Genomic DNA, 14,944 nt, shown 5'->3' with positions numbered 1-14,944 from the left:
TGCTGCGACCGGAAGGGTTTGCCGGGAAGCTCGCGGCGTCCGGTGCTGAGGGCACCTCCCACGCCGTTCAGGCAGTGGGGGAGCGTCGCAGGGCGGTGCATTGCCCGCGTACTGGATGTACTCGGGTGATGCGACAACGCGGCTGGGGGTCCCCCCTGCTCGAAGAGTTTGGGGGAGCCGTGCCGGGCGTCGCGAGCCGGTGAGCCTTTCCGGTCACAGCCCTGGCGTCGGCGGCCGGCGGTGCGGGCCGCCGACGGTGCCGCGGCCCGCCGGGTCACTCCCCGTCACCCCTCTTCACCCCTCTTCGGATTCCTCCGCCAGCACCCGCTGGGCCACCGCGAACGCCGAGTTCGCCGCCGGGACCCCGCAGTACACGGCGCTCTGGAGCAGTGCCGCGCCGATCTCCTCGGGGGTGAGCCCGTTGCGGCGGGCCGCCCGTACGTGCATGGCCAGTTCGTCGTAGTGGCCGTGTGCGATCAGCGCCGTCAGGGTGATCAGGCTGCGCTCGCGGCGGCTCAGCGTCGGGTCGGTCCAGATCTCGCCCCAGGCGTAGCGGGAGATGAAGTCCTGGAAGCGGGCCGTGAACGGGGTCTGCCGGGCCTGCGCACGGTCGACGTGCGCGTCGCCGAGCACCTCGCGGCGCACCTCCATGCCCCGTCGGGGAGCACCGTCGAGGTGGGTGCGCAGCGCCGCCAGGACCGCCTCGGGGCACTGCGCGGGCGCCAGGTGCGAGGCGCCGGGGATCTCCACCAGCGCCGAGCCGGGCACCGCGTCGGCGATCTGCCGCAGATGCGCGGGCGGGGTGGCCGGGTCCTCGCGGCCCGCGACGAGCAGCGTGCGCGCGCCGATCCGAGGCAGCAGGTCGGTCAGATCGAAGGCGGCCAGCGCGTCGCAGCAGGCGGCGTACGCCTCCGGGTCGGCCTCCCGGTGGTCCCGGACCAGTTCCGGCACGGTGAAGTCACCGGCGAACCACCGGGCGTCGGCGCTCTCGGCCAGCCAGCCCAGCCCGTCCCGCCGGACCCGCTCGGCCCGCTCCTGCCACGCCTTGGCGCCGTTGAAGTGGGCCGACGAGCAGAGCACGGCGAGCGAGTCGACACGTTCGGGGTGGTGGACGGCGAGGTGCAGACCCACCGCACCGCCCAGCGACACCCCGGCGTACGCGAACCGTTCGATGCCGAGCGAGTCGGCGAGCGCCAGCACCAGGCCGGCGAGGTCGCCGACGGTGGCGCCGGGCCCGATCAGCCCGGCCGGCGAACCCCCGTGCCCGGGCAGGTCCCAGCGGACCACCCGGTGGGAGATCGCCAGCTCGGGCGCGACCTTGTCCCACAGCGCGTACGACGTGCCGAGGGACGGCCCGAGCAGCAGCGGGGGAGCGGAGGCGGGGCCTTCGAGAAGGTGGTGCAGGGTCAACGTCGCTCCAGGGCACGGTCGGTGAGGGCTCCGGCGGAGCCGGTGTAACGGGCCGGGTCGGTGAGCTCGCCCAGATCCACGCCCTTCAACTCGAGCTGTTCCAAAAGGAGTTGCCCGAGGCTGCGGTTCTCGGTGTAGGTGCGCGGGGCGAGTTCGGTGAGCAGCTCCTTCGCCCGGCCACGGCCGAGCAGCGGGGCCAGCTCGGCCGACAGCCGCTCGGAGACGATCAGCCCGTGGGTCAGCCCGAGATGGGCGCGCATCGCGTCCGCGTCCACCCGCAGCCCCTCGGTCAGCTCCACGGCGTCGCGGGCCGCGCCGCCGACGAGCCGCAGCAGCTCCCGCAGCGGCTCCCACTCGGCGTGCCAGGCGCCGGGCGGCCGTTCGTCCTGCGCCGCCATCGACCCGTAGAGGGTGGCCGCGAGTTGCGGCGCACGCCGGGCGGCGGCCGCGATCAGCGTGGAACGTACGGGGTTCGCCTTGTGCGGCATGGCGGAGGAACCGCCGCCGCTGCCCTCGGCGAGTTCGGCGGTCTCCGTGCGGGTCAGGCCCAGCACGTCCACGGCGATCTTGCCCAGCGCCCCGGCGGTGAAGGCGAGGCATCCCGCGAGGTCGGCGACGGGGGTGCGCAGGGTGTGCCAGGGCAACAACGGCTCGCACAGGCCCAGTTCACGGGCGTACGCGGCGACGAGCGCGGTCGGGTCCTCGGCGCCGTACGCGGCGAAGGCCGCCAAGGTCCCCGCCGCGCCCCCGAGTTGGACGGGCAGGGAGTCCCGCACCCGGGTCAGGCGGTCCCGGGCGTCCAGCACCAGCGACCGCCACCCGGCCGCCTTCAGGCCGAACGTGGTCGGCACGGCGTGCTGGGTCAGCGTCCGGCCCGGCATCGCCGTGTCGCGGTGCTCGGCGGCCGTCCGGGCCAGCGCCTGTTCGGTGCGGGCCAGGTCGGCGAGGACCAGGTCCAGGGTCCGCACGGCGACCAGCATCGTCGCCGTGTCCATGATGTCCTGGCTGGTCGCGCCCCGGTGGACGCAGGGGCCGTACTCCTCGCCCACGGCCTCGGTGAGGTCGGCGACCAGCGGGATGACCGGGTTTCCGCCGCCACGGGCGCGCTCCGCGAGCGCGCGCACGTCGAAACGGCCCGGATCGGCCGCCCGGGTCACCGCCTCGGCCGCCCGGCCCGGGACGAGGCCGAGCGCGGCCTGGGCCCGGGTGAGCGCCGCCTCCGCGTCGAGCAGGGCCCGCAGATAGGCGGAGTCGCTCGTCGCGGACGCGGCGGGGGAACCGACCCAGCCCGGACCGAGCAGACCGACGTCGGGACCGACGGCGGCGGGATCAGCGGCAGGTGGTGTCACCGGAACTCCAGGAAGACCGTCTCGCCCTCGCCCTGAAGGCGGATGTCGAAACGGTACGCCCCACTGTCCTCCCGCGTGGCGATCAGCGTGCCGCGCCGCTCCTCGTCCAACTGGGCGAGCAGCGGGTCGGCGGCCAGCGCGGCCTCGTCACCGGGCAGGTAGATCCGGGTGAACAGGTGCACGAGCAGCCCGCGGGCGAACACGCACACGCTGAGGTAGGGGGCGTTCCGTCCGCGCGCGCCGGGCCGCAGTGTCCGCGCGTACCAGTGGCCGTCGACGTCGGTCTGGATGCGGCCGAAGCCGGTGAACTCCACGCCGTTGCGGCCGAGGTGGTCGCCGGAGGCCGGGTCGCGCCGCATCGAGCCGTCCACGGCCGGCAGGTTGCCGTCCGGGTCGGGCCCCCACACCTCCACCAGGGCGTCCGGCAGGGGCCGCCCCTCGCCGTCGTACACGTATCCGTGCACGGTGACCGTGTCCGGGTGCCCCAGGGGCGCGATCTCCTCGCCGCCGCGGAAGGGGAGCGCGTAGCCGTAGAAGGGGCCCACCGTGTGCGACGGAGTGGGCAGCACGTTCTCGGGGCTGCTCGTGTCGATCTTCGTCATGGCAGGTCAGCGTCCTTCTTCGATCCAGGTGGCGTGCGGGCCGTCCAGCACGATGTCCCAGTGGTAGCCGAGCGAGAACTCCGGTACCGACAGGCTGTGGTCGTAGGTGGCGACCAGCCGCTGCCGGGCCGCGTCGTCCGTCACGGACTGGAGGATCGGGTCGTACGGGAACAGCGGGTCGTTCGGGAAGTACATCTGCGTCACGAGCCGCTGCGTGAACGCCGTGCCGAAGACCGAGAAGTGGATGTGCGCCGGACGCCAGGCGTTGACGTGGTTGCGCCACGGGTACGGGCCCGGCTGGATCGTGGTGAACCGGTAGAAGCCGTCCGTGTCGGTCAGCGTGCGGCCGACGCCGGTGAAGTTGGGGTCCAGTGGGGCGTCGTGCTGCTCGCGCTGGTGGGCGTAGCGGCCCGCGGAGTTGGCCTGCCAGATCTCGACGAGCTGGCCGCGCACGGGCCTCCCGTCGCGGTCGAGCAGCCGTCCGGAGACGGTGATCCGCTCGCCGATCGGCTCTCCCGTGTGCTGCCGGGTGAGGTCGTTGTCGATCCCGGTGATGTCCCGTTCGCCGAACGCGGGCGAGGACAGCTCGACCAGCTCCGGGTCCTTGGCGGCGTCGATGGCGACCAGCGGCTGCTTGGGGTGGCGCAGCACCGAGGAGCGGTACGGCGCGTAGTCGCGGCGCGGATGGTGCTCGACCGGGGCGCCGTCGGCGACGCGCTTCTCGTACGCGGCGTGCTCGGCCGCGATCTCCTGGTCGATGTCGTGCTGAGTGAGAGCCATGGGGTTTCCTAGCGTTCGAGGACGAGGGCGAGGCCCTGGCCGACGCCGATGCAGAGGGTGGCGACGCCGACTCCACCGCCCTTGCGGGCGAGTTGGTGGGCGACGGTGCCGGCGAGGCGGGCGCCGGAGGCGCCGAGCGGGTGACCGAGGGCGATGGCACCGCCCTGCGGGTTGAGGATGGCAGGGTCGAACTCGGGCCATTCCGCGACGCATCCGAGGACCTGGGCCGCGAACGCCTCGTTGAGTTCGAGGGTGTCGAGGTCGGCGAAGGTCCGGCCGGCCTTGGCCAGCGCGCGGTTGACGGCCTCGACGGGGGCTAGGCCGAAGTAGTGCGGGTCGGTGGCGCTCACACCGCTGGCGGAGATCCGGGCCAGGGGTTCACGGCCGGTGGCCTTCAGACCCTCTTCGTCGGTGAGCAGCAGGGCGGCGGCGCCGTCGTTCAGAGGGGAGGCGTTGCCCGCGGTCACCGTGCCGTTCTCGGTGCGGAACGACGGCTTGAGCTTGGCCATCGCCGCCAGGGACGTGTCCGGGCGTACGGATTCGTCGGCGGCGAGGACGACCGGGTCGCCCTTGCGGCGGGGGACCGGCACGGGGGCCAGTTCGGTGTCGAACAGGCCCTCGGCCTGTGCCCTGGCCGCCTTCTGGTGGGAGGCGAGCGCGAACTCGTCCTGCTGCTCGCGGCTGATCTTGTGTTTCTCGGCGATCAGCTCCGCGCTCTCGCCGAGCGGGACGGTCCACTGCGGTTCCATCCTGGGGTTGACCATGCGCCAGCCCAGGGTGGTCGAGTACATCTCGGCGTGTCCGGCCGGGAACGCCCGGTCCGGCTTGGGCAGTACGTAGGGGGCGCGGGTCATGGACTCCACACCGCCGGCCACGGCGATGGAGGCGTCGTCCAGCGCGATGGCGCGGGCGGCCTGGATCACCGCCTCCAGGCCGGAGGCGCACAGCCGGTTGACGGTCACGCCGGGCACGGAGGTCGGCAGCCCGGCCAGCAGGCCGGCCATACGGGCGACGTTGCGGTTCTCCTCGCCTGCGCCGTTGGCGTTGCCGAAGTAGACGTCGTCGATCCGGACCGGGTCCAAGTCGGGCGTGCGAGCCATGAGTTCACGGATCGCGTGGGCGGCGAGGTCGTCCGGGCGGACGCTCGCCAGGGCGCCGTTGTAGCGGCCGATCGGGGTGCGTACCGCGTCGACGAGGTAGACGGTCTTCACAGCAGGTCCTTTGCGACGGTCAGCTTGGCGTCGGTCCGGGCGATGACCTCGTCGACGTCGACGCCGGGGGCGGTCTCGACCAGGAGGAGTCCGTCGTCGGTGACGTCCAGGACGGCGAGGTCGGTGATGATCCGGTTGACGCACGCCTTGCCGGTCAGGGGCAGCGCGCACTGTTCGAGGATCTTCGGGGAGCCGTCCTTCGCGGTGTGGGTCATCACCACGATGACCGTGCGGGCGCCGTGGACGAGGTCCATCGCCCCGCCGATCCCGGTGATCATCTTGCCCGGGATGGCCCAGTTGGCCAGGTCGCCGCCGGCGGAGACCTGCATGGCGCCCAGCACGGCGACGTCGATGTGCCCGCCGCGGATCATCGAGAACGACAGCGCCGAGTCGAAGAAGGAGGCGCCGGGCAGGACCGTGACGGTCTCCTTGCCCGCGTTGATCAGGTCGGGGTCGACCTGGTCCTCGGTGGGGTAGGGGCCGGTGCCCAGGATGCCGTTCTCCGACTCCAGGATCACCTCCACGCCGTCGGGCAGGTAGTTCGGGATCAGCGTGGGCAGACCGATGCCCAGGTTGACGTACTGGCCGTCCCGCAGTTCCCGCGCGGCACGGGCGGCCATCTCCTCACGGCTCCAGGCCATCAGCTGCTCACCGTTCCTCGGGCCGAAGGCGCCGAAATCGTGCGCTGTTCGATCTTCTTGTCCGTCGCCTGCTCCTCGGTCAGCGCCACCACGCGCTGGACGAAGATGCCCGGCAGGTGCACCGCGTCCGGTTCGATCTCACCCGGCTCGACGAGTTCCTCGACCTCCGCGACGGTCACCCTGCCCGCCATGGCGGCCAGCGGGTTGAAGTTCCGGGAGGACTTGTTGAACACCAGGTTCCCGTGCCGGTCGCCCTTCGCCGCACGCACCAGCGCGAAGTCGGTACGGATCCCCCGCTCCAGCACGTACTGGGTGCCGTCGAACTCGCGGACCTCCTTCGGCGGCGACGCCAGAGCCACGCCGCCCTCGCCGTCGTACCGCCACGGCAGACCCCCCTCCGCCACCTGGGTGCCGACCCCGGCCGGGGTGTAGAAGGCGGGGATCCCGGCCCCGCCGGCCCGCAGCCGCTCGGCCAGCGTGCCCTGCGGGATCATCTCCACCTCCAGCTCACCGGCCAGATACTGCCGCGCGAACTCCTTGTTGGCACCGATGTAGGAGCCCGTCACCCGCGCGATCCGTCCCGCCGCCAGCAGGACCGCCAGGCCCGACTCCATCGCACCGCAGTTGTTCGACACCACCGACAGCCCGCCCACCCCGCGCTCGTACAGCGCCTGGATGAGCACGTTCGGCACACCGCTCAGCCCGAAACCGCCCACCGCGAGCGACGCGCCGTCCGATACGTCGGCCACCGCCTCCACGGCTGTGGCGACCACCTTGTCCATCGAATCAAGCCTCATCTCTGCCGAGCATCCAGCAACCGCAGATAGTCAGGGCACTGACTATTTTGTGGGTCCCTTCACGCTGCCACTTGGGGCGTGCACAGTCAATACCGTCCTGACCAGGATGAGCAGGACGGTGGAGACGTCGGAGAACCCGTGGTGGACGGGTGGCTCGTCGGCGGTATCGTTCAGTGCACCTACAAAATGCCACGGACGGCACGACGGACCGATGCGAGGAGCGCACATGGGCGCGGTGGACCTCTCGACCCACCCCGGGCATCTGGCCCGGCGGTTGCAGCAGGCGCACTACCTGCTGTGGAACACGATGGTCTCCGAGGAGATCACCTCGCCGCAGTTCGCGGTCCTGAACGTGCTCGTCGCCGAGCCGGGGCTCGACCAGCGCACGGTGGGGGAGCGGGTGGGCCTCGACCGGTCCACCATCGCCGAGGTGATCAGCCGCCTCGGTCGTCGCGGGCTGCTCGACAAGGTGCGTGACCCGCAGGACGGCCGCCGCTTCCTGCTGCGGCTGACCGGGGAGGGGGAGCGCACCCACCGGAAGCTCACCGTGCGCACGGCCCGGATGAACCAGGTCTTCCTGGGGCCGCTCAGCGCCGACGAGCAGGCCCTCTTCTTCGACCTCATCCGGCGGGTCGCGGACGCGGCCGAGGGACTGCGCCATCCGGCGGAAACCCTCGCCGCGCAGCCCTGATCACGTCCGCCGCCGGTCACCGTACGCACGTCACCGGGCCGGGGTGAAGACCACCCAGACCTGGCCCCGGGCGAAGTTCACGTCCGTGCCGTCGGCGGCCGTGAACCGCGTGCCGCCGGCCGCGCTCGGGCGCTTCCAGGTGGCGTCGTACACCCGCCCGTCGCGCAACACCTCCGCCTTCCCCGAACCGACGGTCTCGGTGTACGGGGTGTAGTTGCCGAGCACGTCGTGCAGATCCGACTTGCGCACCTTCACGTGCTGCACCACGACCGTCGTGGGCACCACCTGCCGCCCGTCGGTCGTGACGGTCTGGCGGCCGTCCATCGCCACCTTCCAGCCGTGCCGCCCCGCGGACCAGGTGAAGGTGAAGCGGGCCGCCGGGTAGCGCACCGTGCGCGAGGTCTCGGCGCGGCCGCCCGTCGGTGCCGGGCCGTAGTGGAAGCCGGTGGTCAGCGCGTCCGCTCCCGGGGCCGAGCCGAGGAGCTTGTCGGGGCGCAGGTAGAGGTTGTGCGGGGCCGGCTTGGCGGTGCCCCGGAAGTACGCGTCGGGCTTGTTGTCGAGTGTCCCGGCGGACAGCGGGGCGGCGTCGATCAGCGGCAGCAGTTTCTTCTGGGCACCGGAGAAGGCGAGCGTGGGACGGTCGAACTGGCGCAGCAGTTCGAGGTCGGACTCGCGGGCGCTGCGCACCGGCCCGACGACCGGGGGCAGCCGGGTGGCGTAGACCGCCATCAGCCGGCTCAGCCCGCCCTCGACCTGCTCCGCGTACACGATGTCGGCGGCGTTCAGACCGGTCTGGGGGCGGGCCGCTCCCACGTTGTCGATCTTGACGGCGAGGACGGGGCCCGCGTGCTCCGGGCTCGGTGCCGGGGTCCGCGGCGGCTCCTGCACCGGCGTGGGGGTCTTTCCCTTTCCGTCCTGCCTGTTCTCGACGGTGCCGTGCCGCGCCGTGCAGCCCGCCGCCGGGGTGGCCGCCGCCATGGCGGCCAGCAGCGCCACCGCCGAGGCGGCGTACCGCACGCGCACGCTTCGTCTCAAGTCCACCGTTCAGCCCCCGTCTCCGTGTCTCTGTCCTTTGACTGTGTGTTTATCCGCTCATCGGTGGCCATACCCGCTCGGTTCTGATCGAGCGGGCCCGGTGGGCCGATCGGCCCCATCAGCCGGCCGGCGGTTCGGCAGGGCCGGCCCCGGGTACCCGGGCGCGGCACAGGAGAGGCAGAACGACGGAGGGAGCGCGCCGCGATGAAGGCAGTGACGTGGCAGGGCAAGCGCGACGTTCGGGTGGACGAGGTCCCCGACCCGAAGATCCAGGAGCCGACGGACGCCGTCATCCGGATCACCTCGACCGGCCTGTGCGGCTCCGATCTGCACCTCTACGAGGTGCTCACGCCGTTCATGACACCGGGAGACATTCTCGGCCACGAGCCCATGGGCATCGTGGAGGAGGTCGGTGCCGAGGTGCCGAACCTGAAGCCCGGCGACCGGGTGGTCGTACCGTTCCAGATCTCCTGCGGCCACTGCTTCATGTGCTCCGCGGGCCTGACGACCCAGTGCGAGACCACCCAGGTCACCAGCGAGGGCATGGGCGCCGCCCTGTTCGGCTACACCCGCCTGTACGGCGCCGTGCCGGGCGCCCAGGCCGAGTACCTGCGCGTCCCGCAGGCCCAGTTCGGCCCGATCAAGCTCCCCGAGGGCCCGCCCGACGACCGGTTCCTCTACCTCTCGGACGTGCTGCCGACCGCCTGGCAGGCGGTCGCCTACGCCGACGTGCCGCGCGGCGGGAGCGTGGCCGTGCTCGGTCTCGGCCCCATCGGCGACATGGCGTGCCGGATCGCCAAGGCGCGCGGCGCCGAGCGGGTGTTCGGCGTGGACCTGGTCCCGGAACGGCTGGTCCGGGCGCGCCGGAGGGGCGTGGAGACGTACGACCTGCGCGGCTTCGACCACGAGAAGGAACTGGTCGCGGCGATCCGCGACGAGACACACGGGCGCGGGCCCGACGCCGTGATCGACGCGGTCGGCACCGAGGCGCACGGCAGCGCCGCCGCCCGTCTCGTCCAGCAGGCCGCGACGGTGCTGCCGCACGCGCTGAGCGGGCCGCTCGCGGAACGCTTCAGCGTGGACCGGCTCGCCGCCCTGCACACCGCCATCGAACTGGTGCGCCGCGGCGGCACGCTCTCCCTGAGCGGCGTCTACGGCGGCACGGCCGACCCCATGCCGATGATCACGCTCTTCGACAAGCAGATCCAGATGCGCATGGGCCAGGCCAACGTCCGCCGCTGGACCGACGAGATCATGCCCTACCTGACGGACGAGGACCCGCTCGGCGTCGACGACTTCGCCACGCACCGGCTGCCGCTGGCGGACGCCCCACACGCGTACGAGATGTTCCAGCGCAAGCAGGAAGGGGCCGTCAAGGTCGTCATGCGGCCGTGAGTCCGTGAAGGCCGTCGTGCGGCCGTGAGTCCGTCAAGACCGTCGTGCGGCCGAGAGCGCGGGCGGCCCGCGCCCGGACCGCCGCGCCTGGACCGCCGCGCCTGGACCGCCGCGCCTGGAGCGCCGCGCCTGGAGCGCCGCGCCTGGAGCGCCGCGCCTGGAGCGCCGCGCCTGGAGCGCCGCGCCTGGAGCGCCGCGCACGGGCAAGCGCCGCGCACGGGCTCGGGGCCGGCGGGCTCAGGGGCGGGAGCCGAGGACCTCCGCCAGGTCGTAGCGGACCGGCTCCTCCAACTGGGCGTAGGTGCAGCTCTCCGGCGCGCGGTCCGGGCGCCAGCGGCGGAAGCGGGCCGTGTGCCGGAACCGCGCCCCGTTCTCCATGTGGTCGTAGGCCACCTCGGCCACCCGCTCCGGCCGCAGCGGCACCCAGGACAGGTCCTTCTTGCCCGACCAGCGGCTGGGCGCGCCGGGCAGCCGGGCCGCCTCGTGGGCCGTCTCGTCCGACCAGGCCGCCCACGGGTGCCCGGCGACGTCGTCCATCCGCTGCGGCTCCAGCTCCTCGATCAACTCGGCGCGCCGCTTCATCGGGAACGCGGCGGACACGCCGACGTGTTGCAGGGTGCCCCGGTCGTCGTACAGGCCGAGCAGCAGCGAGCCGACGACGGGGCCGCTCTTGTGGTGGCGGTACCCGGCGACCACCACGTCCGCCGTGCGCTCGTGCTTGACCTTGAACATGGCCCGCACGTCCTGGAGATAGCGCAGCCCCGGCGGCTTGGCGACGACACCGTCCAGGCCGGCCCCCTCGTACTGCTCGAACCAGCGCCGGGCCACCTCGATGTCGGTCGTGGCGGGTGCCACGTGCACCGGAGCGGTGACCCCCGCCAGCGCCCGGACCAGCAGCGCCCGCCGGTCGGACAGCGGCACGTCCAGCAGGGACTCGCCGTCCAGGGCGAGCAGGTCGAAGGCCACGAAGGAGGACGGGGTCCGCTCGGCCAGCATCCGCACCCGGGAGTCGGCCGGGTGGATCCGCTCGGTCAGCGCGTCGAAGTCCAGCCGGCCCCCCCGCGCGATCACGATCTCCCCGTCCAGCACGCACCGCGCGGGCAGCCGCTCCTTGAGCGCCTCCACCAGCTCGGGAAAGTACCTGGTCAGCGGCTTCCCCGTGCGGCTGCCGAGCTCGACCTCGGCGCCGTCGCGGAACACGATCGCCCGGAACCCGTCCCACTTCGCCTCGTACTGCATGTCCGGCGGGATCCTCGCCACCGACTTGGCGAGCATCGGCTTCACGGGGGGCATCACCGGCAGGTCCATGCCTAGATTCTGCGCTCGATTCCGCGCGCCCGCGCGCGTGCTCGCCCGGTGTGCGAGGTCAGCGCGCTGCCCCTACCGTGGCTCGCATGGGCGATGCGGTGGAGCTGGAGGTGGGCGGGCGGACCGTACGGCTGTCCAGCCCGGACAAGGTGTTCTTTCCCGAGCGCGGGTTCACCAAGCTGGACATCGCCCGGTACTACCAGGCCGTCGCCCCCGGCATCCTGCGCGCCCTGCGCGACCGCCCCACCACCCTGGAGCGCTACCCGGACGGCATCACCGGCGAGTGGTTCTTCCAGAAGCGGGCGCCCAAGGGCATGCCCGCGTGGATTCCCACCGCCCACATCACCTTCCCCAGCGGTCGCAGCGCCGACGAGATGTGCCCGACCGAGGAGGCGGCCGTGGTGTGGGCCGCCCAGTACGGCACGCTCACCTTCCACCCCTGGCCGGTACGCAGAGACGACGTCGACCACCCCGACGAACTGCGCATCGACCTCGACCCGCAGCCCGGCACCGACTTCGCCGACGCCGTGCGTGCCGCCCACGAACTGCGGTCCGTGCTGGAGGAGTTCGGGGGCCTGCGCGGCTGGCCCAAGACCTCCGGCGGCCGCGGGCTGCACGTGTTCGTGCCGATCCAGCCGCGCTGGACCTTCACCCAGGTACGGCGTGCCGCGATCGCCGTGGGCCGGGAGATGGAACGCCGGATGCCCGAGCACGTGACGATCAAGTGGTGGAAGGAGGAGCGCGGCGCCCGCATCTTCCTGGACTACAACCAGACGGCCCGCGACCGCACCATCGCCTCCGCCTACTCCGTGCGCCCCCGCCCCCACGCGCCCGTCTCGGCGCCCCTGCGCTGGGAGGAGGTCGACGTCGCCCGGCCCCAGGACTTCGACGTGGCCACCATGCCGTCCCGGTTCGCCGAAGTCGGCGACGTGCACGCCGACATGGACGACCACGTCTTCTCCCTGGAGGCGCTGCTGGAACTGGCCGCCCAGGACGAACGCGACCACGGGCTCGGCGACCTGCCCTACCCGCCCGAGTACCCGAAGATGCCGGGCGAGCCGAAGCGCGTCCAGCCGAGCCGGGCGAAGAAGGAGGGCCCGCAAGCCGGCTGACTCCGCCGGCCGAGTGCGCGAGCACCACTGGTGGGAGGCGCGCTTCGGGTCGAGAGCGCTCTCACGGCGGGGCCGGGGCGCGGCTATCCTGATCCAAAACCGCCGGTGAGGAGCGCAGAAGTGACCGAGACAGCGTCGCGTCCCACGTTGGAGGCCGTGGCCGCGCGGGCGGGGGTGTCGCGGGCCACCGTGTCCCGGGTGGTGAACGGCGGCGACGGGGTGAGGGAGCCGCTGGCCGAGCGCGTGCGGCGGGCCGTGGAGGAACTCGGGTACGTGCCGAACCAGGCCGCCCGCAGCCTGGTGACCAAGCGCCACGACGCCGTCGCCGTCGTCGTCGCCGAACCGGAGACCAGGGTCTTCGCCGACCCCTTCTTCGCGCTGCAACTGCGGGGCATCAGCAAGGAGCTGACGGCCCACGACTCGCAACTCGTACTGCTGCTGACGGAGGGGCGCGACGACCACGCCAGGGTCGGGCGCTACCTCGCCGGCGGTCACGTCGACGGCGCGCTCGTGTTCTCGCTGCACCTCGACGACCCGCTGCCGGGGCTGATCCGGCGCGCCGGGGTGCCGACCGTGTTCGGCGGGCGGCCGGGCTGGAGCGACGACACCGGCCCCGGCGCAGCGGACTCCGCGCGGACGGCCGGGAACCCCGCGGTCGTCTACGTCGACAGCGACAACCGGGGCGGGGCGCGGGAGGCCGTACGGTATCTGGTCGGCCTCGGCCGGACCAGGATCGGGCACATCACCGGCGCCCTCGACCAGACCTCGGCGGTGGACCGGCTCGACGGATTCCGGGACGTGATGGTCGACGCCGACCCCCGGCTGATCGTGGAGAGCGACTTCACCCCGGCCGGCGGCGAGCGCGCCATGCGCGAACTCCTCGACCGCTGCCCCGACCTGGACGCGGTGTTCGCCGCGAACGACCTCACCGCCTCCGGTGCCCTGCGCGTGCTGCGCGAGCGCGGGCTGCGGGTCCCCGACGACGTCGCCGTGGTCGGCTTCGACGACATGCTGCCCGTGGCCGAGCAGACCGAGCCGCCGCTGACGACCGTGCGTCAGGACATCGAGGAGATGGGCCGGCTGATGGCCCGCCTGCTGCTGCGCGGCCTCGACGGGCAGGGCGCCGAGGCCGGGGTGGGCGGCGCGCCGCGCAGCGTCATCCTGCCGACGACACTCGTACGGCGCGCGTCCGCGTGAGCCCCGTCGGGCCGCCGGGGTGGCTCACGTCTGCGGCGGGGTGCTCCTGATCACCGCGAAGCGGGCGCCGTAGGGGTCGGCGAGCCGGGCGATACGGCCGACGCCCGTCACGTCGGTGGCGGGCACCCGGACCGTGCCGCCCAGCTCCTCGGCCCTGGCCACCGTCGCGTCCGTGTCCGGGACCTCGAAGTACGGCAGCCAGTACGCGCCCGTCTTCGCCTCGGTCGGGTCGTCGGCGAGGGCCACGATGCCGCCGAACATGGCGTCCTCGCCGCCCTCGGCGGGGTTCACACACGTGTAGGTGCCGCCGGGGAAGGGCACCGCGGAGGTCTCCAGACCCAGCACCTTGTTGTAGAACGCGGCCGCCGCGGCGATGTCCGCCGTGTACAGCTCGACCCAGCACAGCGAGCCCGCCTCGCCGGCCATGTCCACGCCCTTGATCTGCCCCGGCTGCCAGATGCCGAACGGCACGCCCGCCTTGTCGGCGAGGACCGCCATGTGCCCCTCGCCCATCACGTCCATGGGCTGGACCAGCACGGTGCCGTGCGCCTCCTCGGCGGCCTTGGCGGTCGCCGCCGCGTCGGCGCTCTGGAAGTACACGGTCCAGGAGGGCGGCCCCTGCTCCGGCGTGGTCTGCATCCCGCCGGCCACCGTCCTGCCGCCGAGCTGGAAGAAGCCGTAGCCACCGGCCTGCGGCCCGGCCGACTGGAACCGCCAGCCGAAGAGAGCGCCGTAGAAGGAGCCGGCGCCGTCGATGTCGGGGGTGCCGACGTCGATCCAGTTCGGAGCGCCGTTGACGAAACGGGTGGTGAGCATCCATGCCCTCCTTCGAAGGTGCCTGGTGTCTGCACTGCCGAGTCTGTCACCGCCCACCGACAACCGCCGCCGCAACACGACGCCCCCGGCGCCGCCATCACCACCGGGACGCGGGGGCCGCGTGGCGACGACGGCCGGACTGGGGCGCGGCCGCTGCTCGCCCTCGGGGCTTTCGCCCCGGTCGACAGAGGTGGTCGCGAGCGCGGCGGTCGCCCGGGGGGGCGTGGCTGTCCATCCGGCGTGTGGCCGTCGCCCTGGCCAGATGCTCGACCGCCTGCCGCGGTCGCGCTGCTGACGGCAGTCATCTGGTCGCGGTGGTCGGCCCGGTGGCGGTGTTCACCCGGCCGCGGCGGTGGACCCGCCGGCGGTGGTCGCCCGGCAGCGGCGGTCGCCCTCCGCCGAGGCGGTCACCTGGCCCCGGTGGTCGGCCCCGTTGGCGGCGTTCACCCGCCCGCCCCTCTGACGGCGGTCACTTGGTCGCGGTGGTCGGCCCCGTTGGTGGCGTTCACCCGGCCGCGGCGGTGGACCCGCCGGCGGTGGTCGCCCGGCAGCGGCGGTCGCCCTCCGCCGAGGCGGTCACCTGGCCCCGGTGGTCGGCCC

At 73.1% G+C, this 14,944-nt stretch carries 14 protein-coding genes; 4 read left to right on the top strand and 10 right to left on the bottom strand.

Annotation, left to right across the window (positions count from 1 at the left end; genetic code table 11):
• Window positions 1-294: 294 nt before the first annotated feature.
• The 7 genes from pcaD to ACFY3J_RS28035 are packed head-to-tail and all read right to left on the bottom strand — an operon-like array spanning window position 295 to window position 6,775.
• Window positions 295-1,410 carry a 3-oxoadipate enol-lactonase gene (gene pcaD, locus ACFY3J_RS28065; protein WP_390841991.1) on the bottom strand — a complete coding sequence of 372 codons (1,116 nt, stop codon included), beginning with the start codon at window positions 1,408-1,410 and terminating at the stop codon, window positions 295-297.
• Window positions 1,407-2,759 carry a 3-carboxy-cis,cis-muconate cycloisomerase gene (gene pcaB / locus ACFY3J_RS28060; protein WP_390841990.1) on the bottom strand — a complete coding sequence of 451 codons (1,353 nt, stop codon included), beginning with the start codon at window positions 2,757-2,759 and terminating at the stop codon, window positions 1,407-1,409. The genes pcaD and pcaB overlap by 4 nt, the downstream gene beginning before the upstream one ends.
• A complete protein-coding gene (gene pcaG / locus ACFY3J_RS28055; RefSeq protein WP_384184559.1) occupies window positions 2,756-3,361 on the bottom strand; it encodes a protocatechuate 3,4-dioxygenase subunit alpha in 606 nt (201 codons plus the stop codon). Before pcaG ends, pcaB begins: the two co-directional genes overlap by 4 nt.
• A gap of 6 nt (window positions 3,362-3,367) precedes the next feature.
• Window positions 3,368-4,141: a protocatechuate 3,4-dioxygenase subunit beta gene (gene pcaH / locus ACFY3J_RS28050; protein WP_384184556.1), complete on the bottom strand. Its 774-nt coding sequence runs from the start codon at window positions 4,139-4,141 to the stop codon at window positions 3,368-3,370.
• A gap of 8 nt (window positions 4,142-4,149) precedes the next feature.
• Window positions 4,150-5,352, bottom strand: coding sequence for a thiolase family protein (locus ACFY3J_RS28045; RefSeq protein WP_390841989.1), 1,203 nt, complete (start codon window positions 5,350-5,352; stop codon window positions 4,150-4,152).
• Window positions 5,349-5,993: a CoA transferase subunit B gene (locus tag ACFY3J_RS28040; RefSeq protein ID WP_390841988.1), complete on the bottom strand. Its 645-nt coding sequence runs from the start codon at window positions 5,991-5,993 to the stop codon at window positions 5,349-5,351. Before ACFY3J_RS28040 ends, ACFY3J_RS28045 begins: the two co-directional genes overlap by 4 nt.
• On the bottom strand, window positions 5,993-6,775 hold the full coding sequence (locus tag ACFY3J_RS28035; protein ID WP_384184764.1) for a CoA transferase subunit A: 783 nt from the start codon (window positions 6,773-6,775) through the stop codon (window positions 5,993-5,995). Before ACFY3J_RS28035 ends, ACFY3J_RS28040 begins: the two co-directional genes overlap by 1 nt.
• A 241-nt stretch (window positions 6,776-7,016) precedes the next feature.
• Between ACFY3J_RS28035 and ACFY3J_RS28030 the strand changes: the two genes are divergently transcribed.
• Complete coding sequence (locus ACFY3J_RS28030) at window positions 7,017-7,481, top strand: MarR family winged helix-turn-helix transcriptional regulator (RefSeq protein WP_384184548.1); 465 nt, start codon at window positions 7,017-7,019, stop codon at window positions 7,479-7,481.
• Between the two features lie 30 nt (window positions 7,482-7,511).
• Here the strand turns inward: ACFY3J_RS28030 and ACFY3J_RS28025 are convergent, their stop codons facing one another.
• Window positions 7,512-8,516, bottom strand: coding sequence for a DUF3048 domain-containing protein (locus ACFY3J_RS28025; RefSeq protein WP_390841987.1), 1,005 nt, complete (start codon window positions 8,514-8,516; stop codon window positions 7,512-7,514).
• A 204-nt stretch (window positions 8,517-8,720) separates the two neighbouring features.
• Between ACFY3J_RS28025 and ACFY3J_RS28020 the strand changes: the two genes are divergently transcribed.
• Complete coding sequence (locus ACFY3J_RS28020) at window positions 8,721-9,911, top strand: zinc-dependent alcohol dehydrogenase (RefSeq protein ID WP_384184542.1); 1,191 nt, start codon at window positions 8,721-8,723, stop codon at window positions 9,909-9,911.
• Between the two features lie 237 nt (window positions 9,912-10,148).
• Here the strand turns inward: ACFY3J_RS28020 and ACFY3J_RS28015 are convergent, their stop codons facing one another.
• Complete coding sequence (locus tag ACFY3J_RS28015) at window positions 10,149-11,219, bottom strand: ATP-dependent DNA ligase (protein WP_390841986.1); 1,071 nt, start codon at window positions 11,217-11,219, stop codon at window positions 10,149-10,151.
• A gap of 86 nt (window positions 11,220-11,305) precedes the next feature.
• Between ACFY3J_RS28015 and ligD the strand changes: the two genes are divergently transcribed.
• Window positions 11,306-12,331 carry a non-homologous end-joining DNA ligase gene (gene ligD, locus ACFY3J_RS28010; protein WP_384184536.1) on the top strand — a complete coding sequence of 342 codons (1,026 nt, stop codon included), beginning with the start codon at window positions 11,306-11,308 and terminating at the stop codon, window positions 12,329-12,331.
• 120 nt (window positions 12,332-12,451) lie between these two features.
• Window positions 12,452-13,528, top strand: coding sequence for a LacI family DNA-binding transcriptional regulator (locus ACFY3J_RS28005; RefSeq protein ID WP_388481854.1), 1,077 nt, complete (start codon window positions 12,452-12,454; stop codon window positions 13,526-13,528).
• A gap of 24 nt (window positions 13,529-13,552) precedes the next feature.
• On the opposite strand, the gene ACFY3J_RS28000 is transcribed toward ACFY3J_RS28005, so the two are convergent.
• Window positions 13,553-14,344 carry a VOC family protein gene (locus tag ACFY3J_RS28000; RefSeq protein ID WP_384184530.1) on the bottom strand — a complete coding sequence of 264 codons (792 nt, stop codon included), beginning with the start codon at window positions 14,342-14,344 and terminating at the stop codon, window positions 13,553-13,555.
• Window positions 14,345-14,944 lie beyond the last annotated feature (600 nt).

Source organism: Streptomyces sp. NPDC001231 (genome assembly GCF_042896885.1).
Classification (GTDB): Bacteria; Actinomycetota; Actinomycetes; order Streptomycetales; family Streptomycetaceae; genus Streptomyces.
The sequence above is the reverse complement of the archived record's forward strand: the minus strand, read 5'-3'. Positions and strand labels throughout refer to the sequence as shown.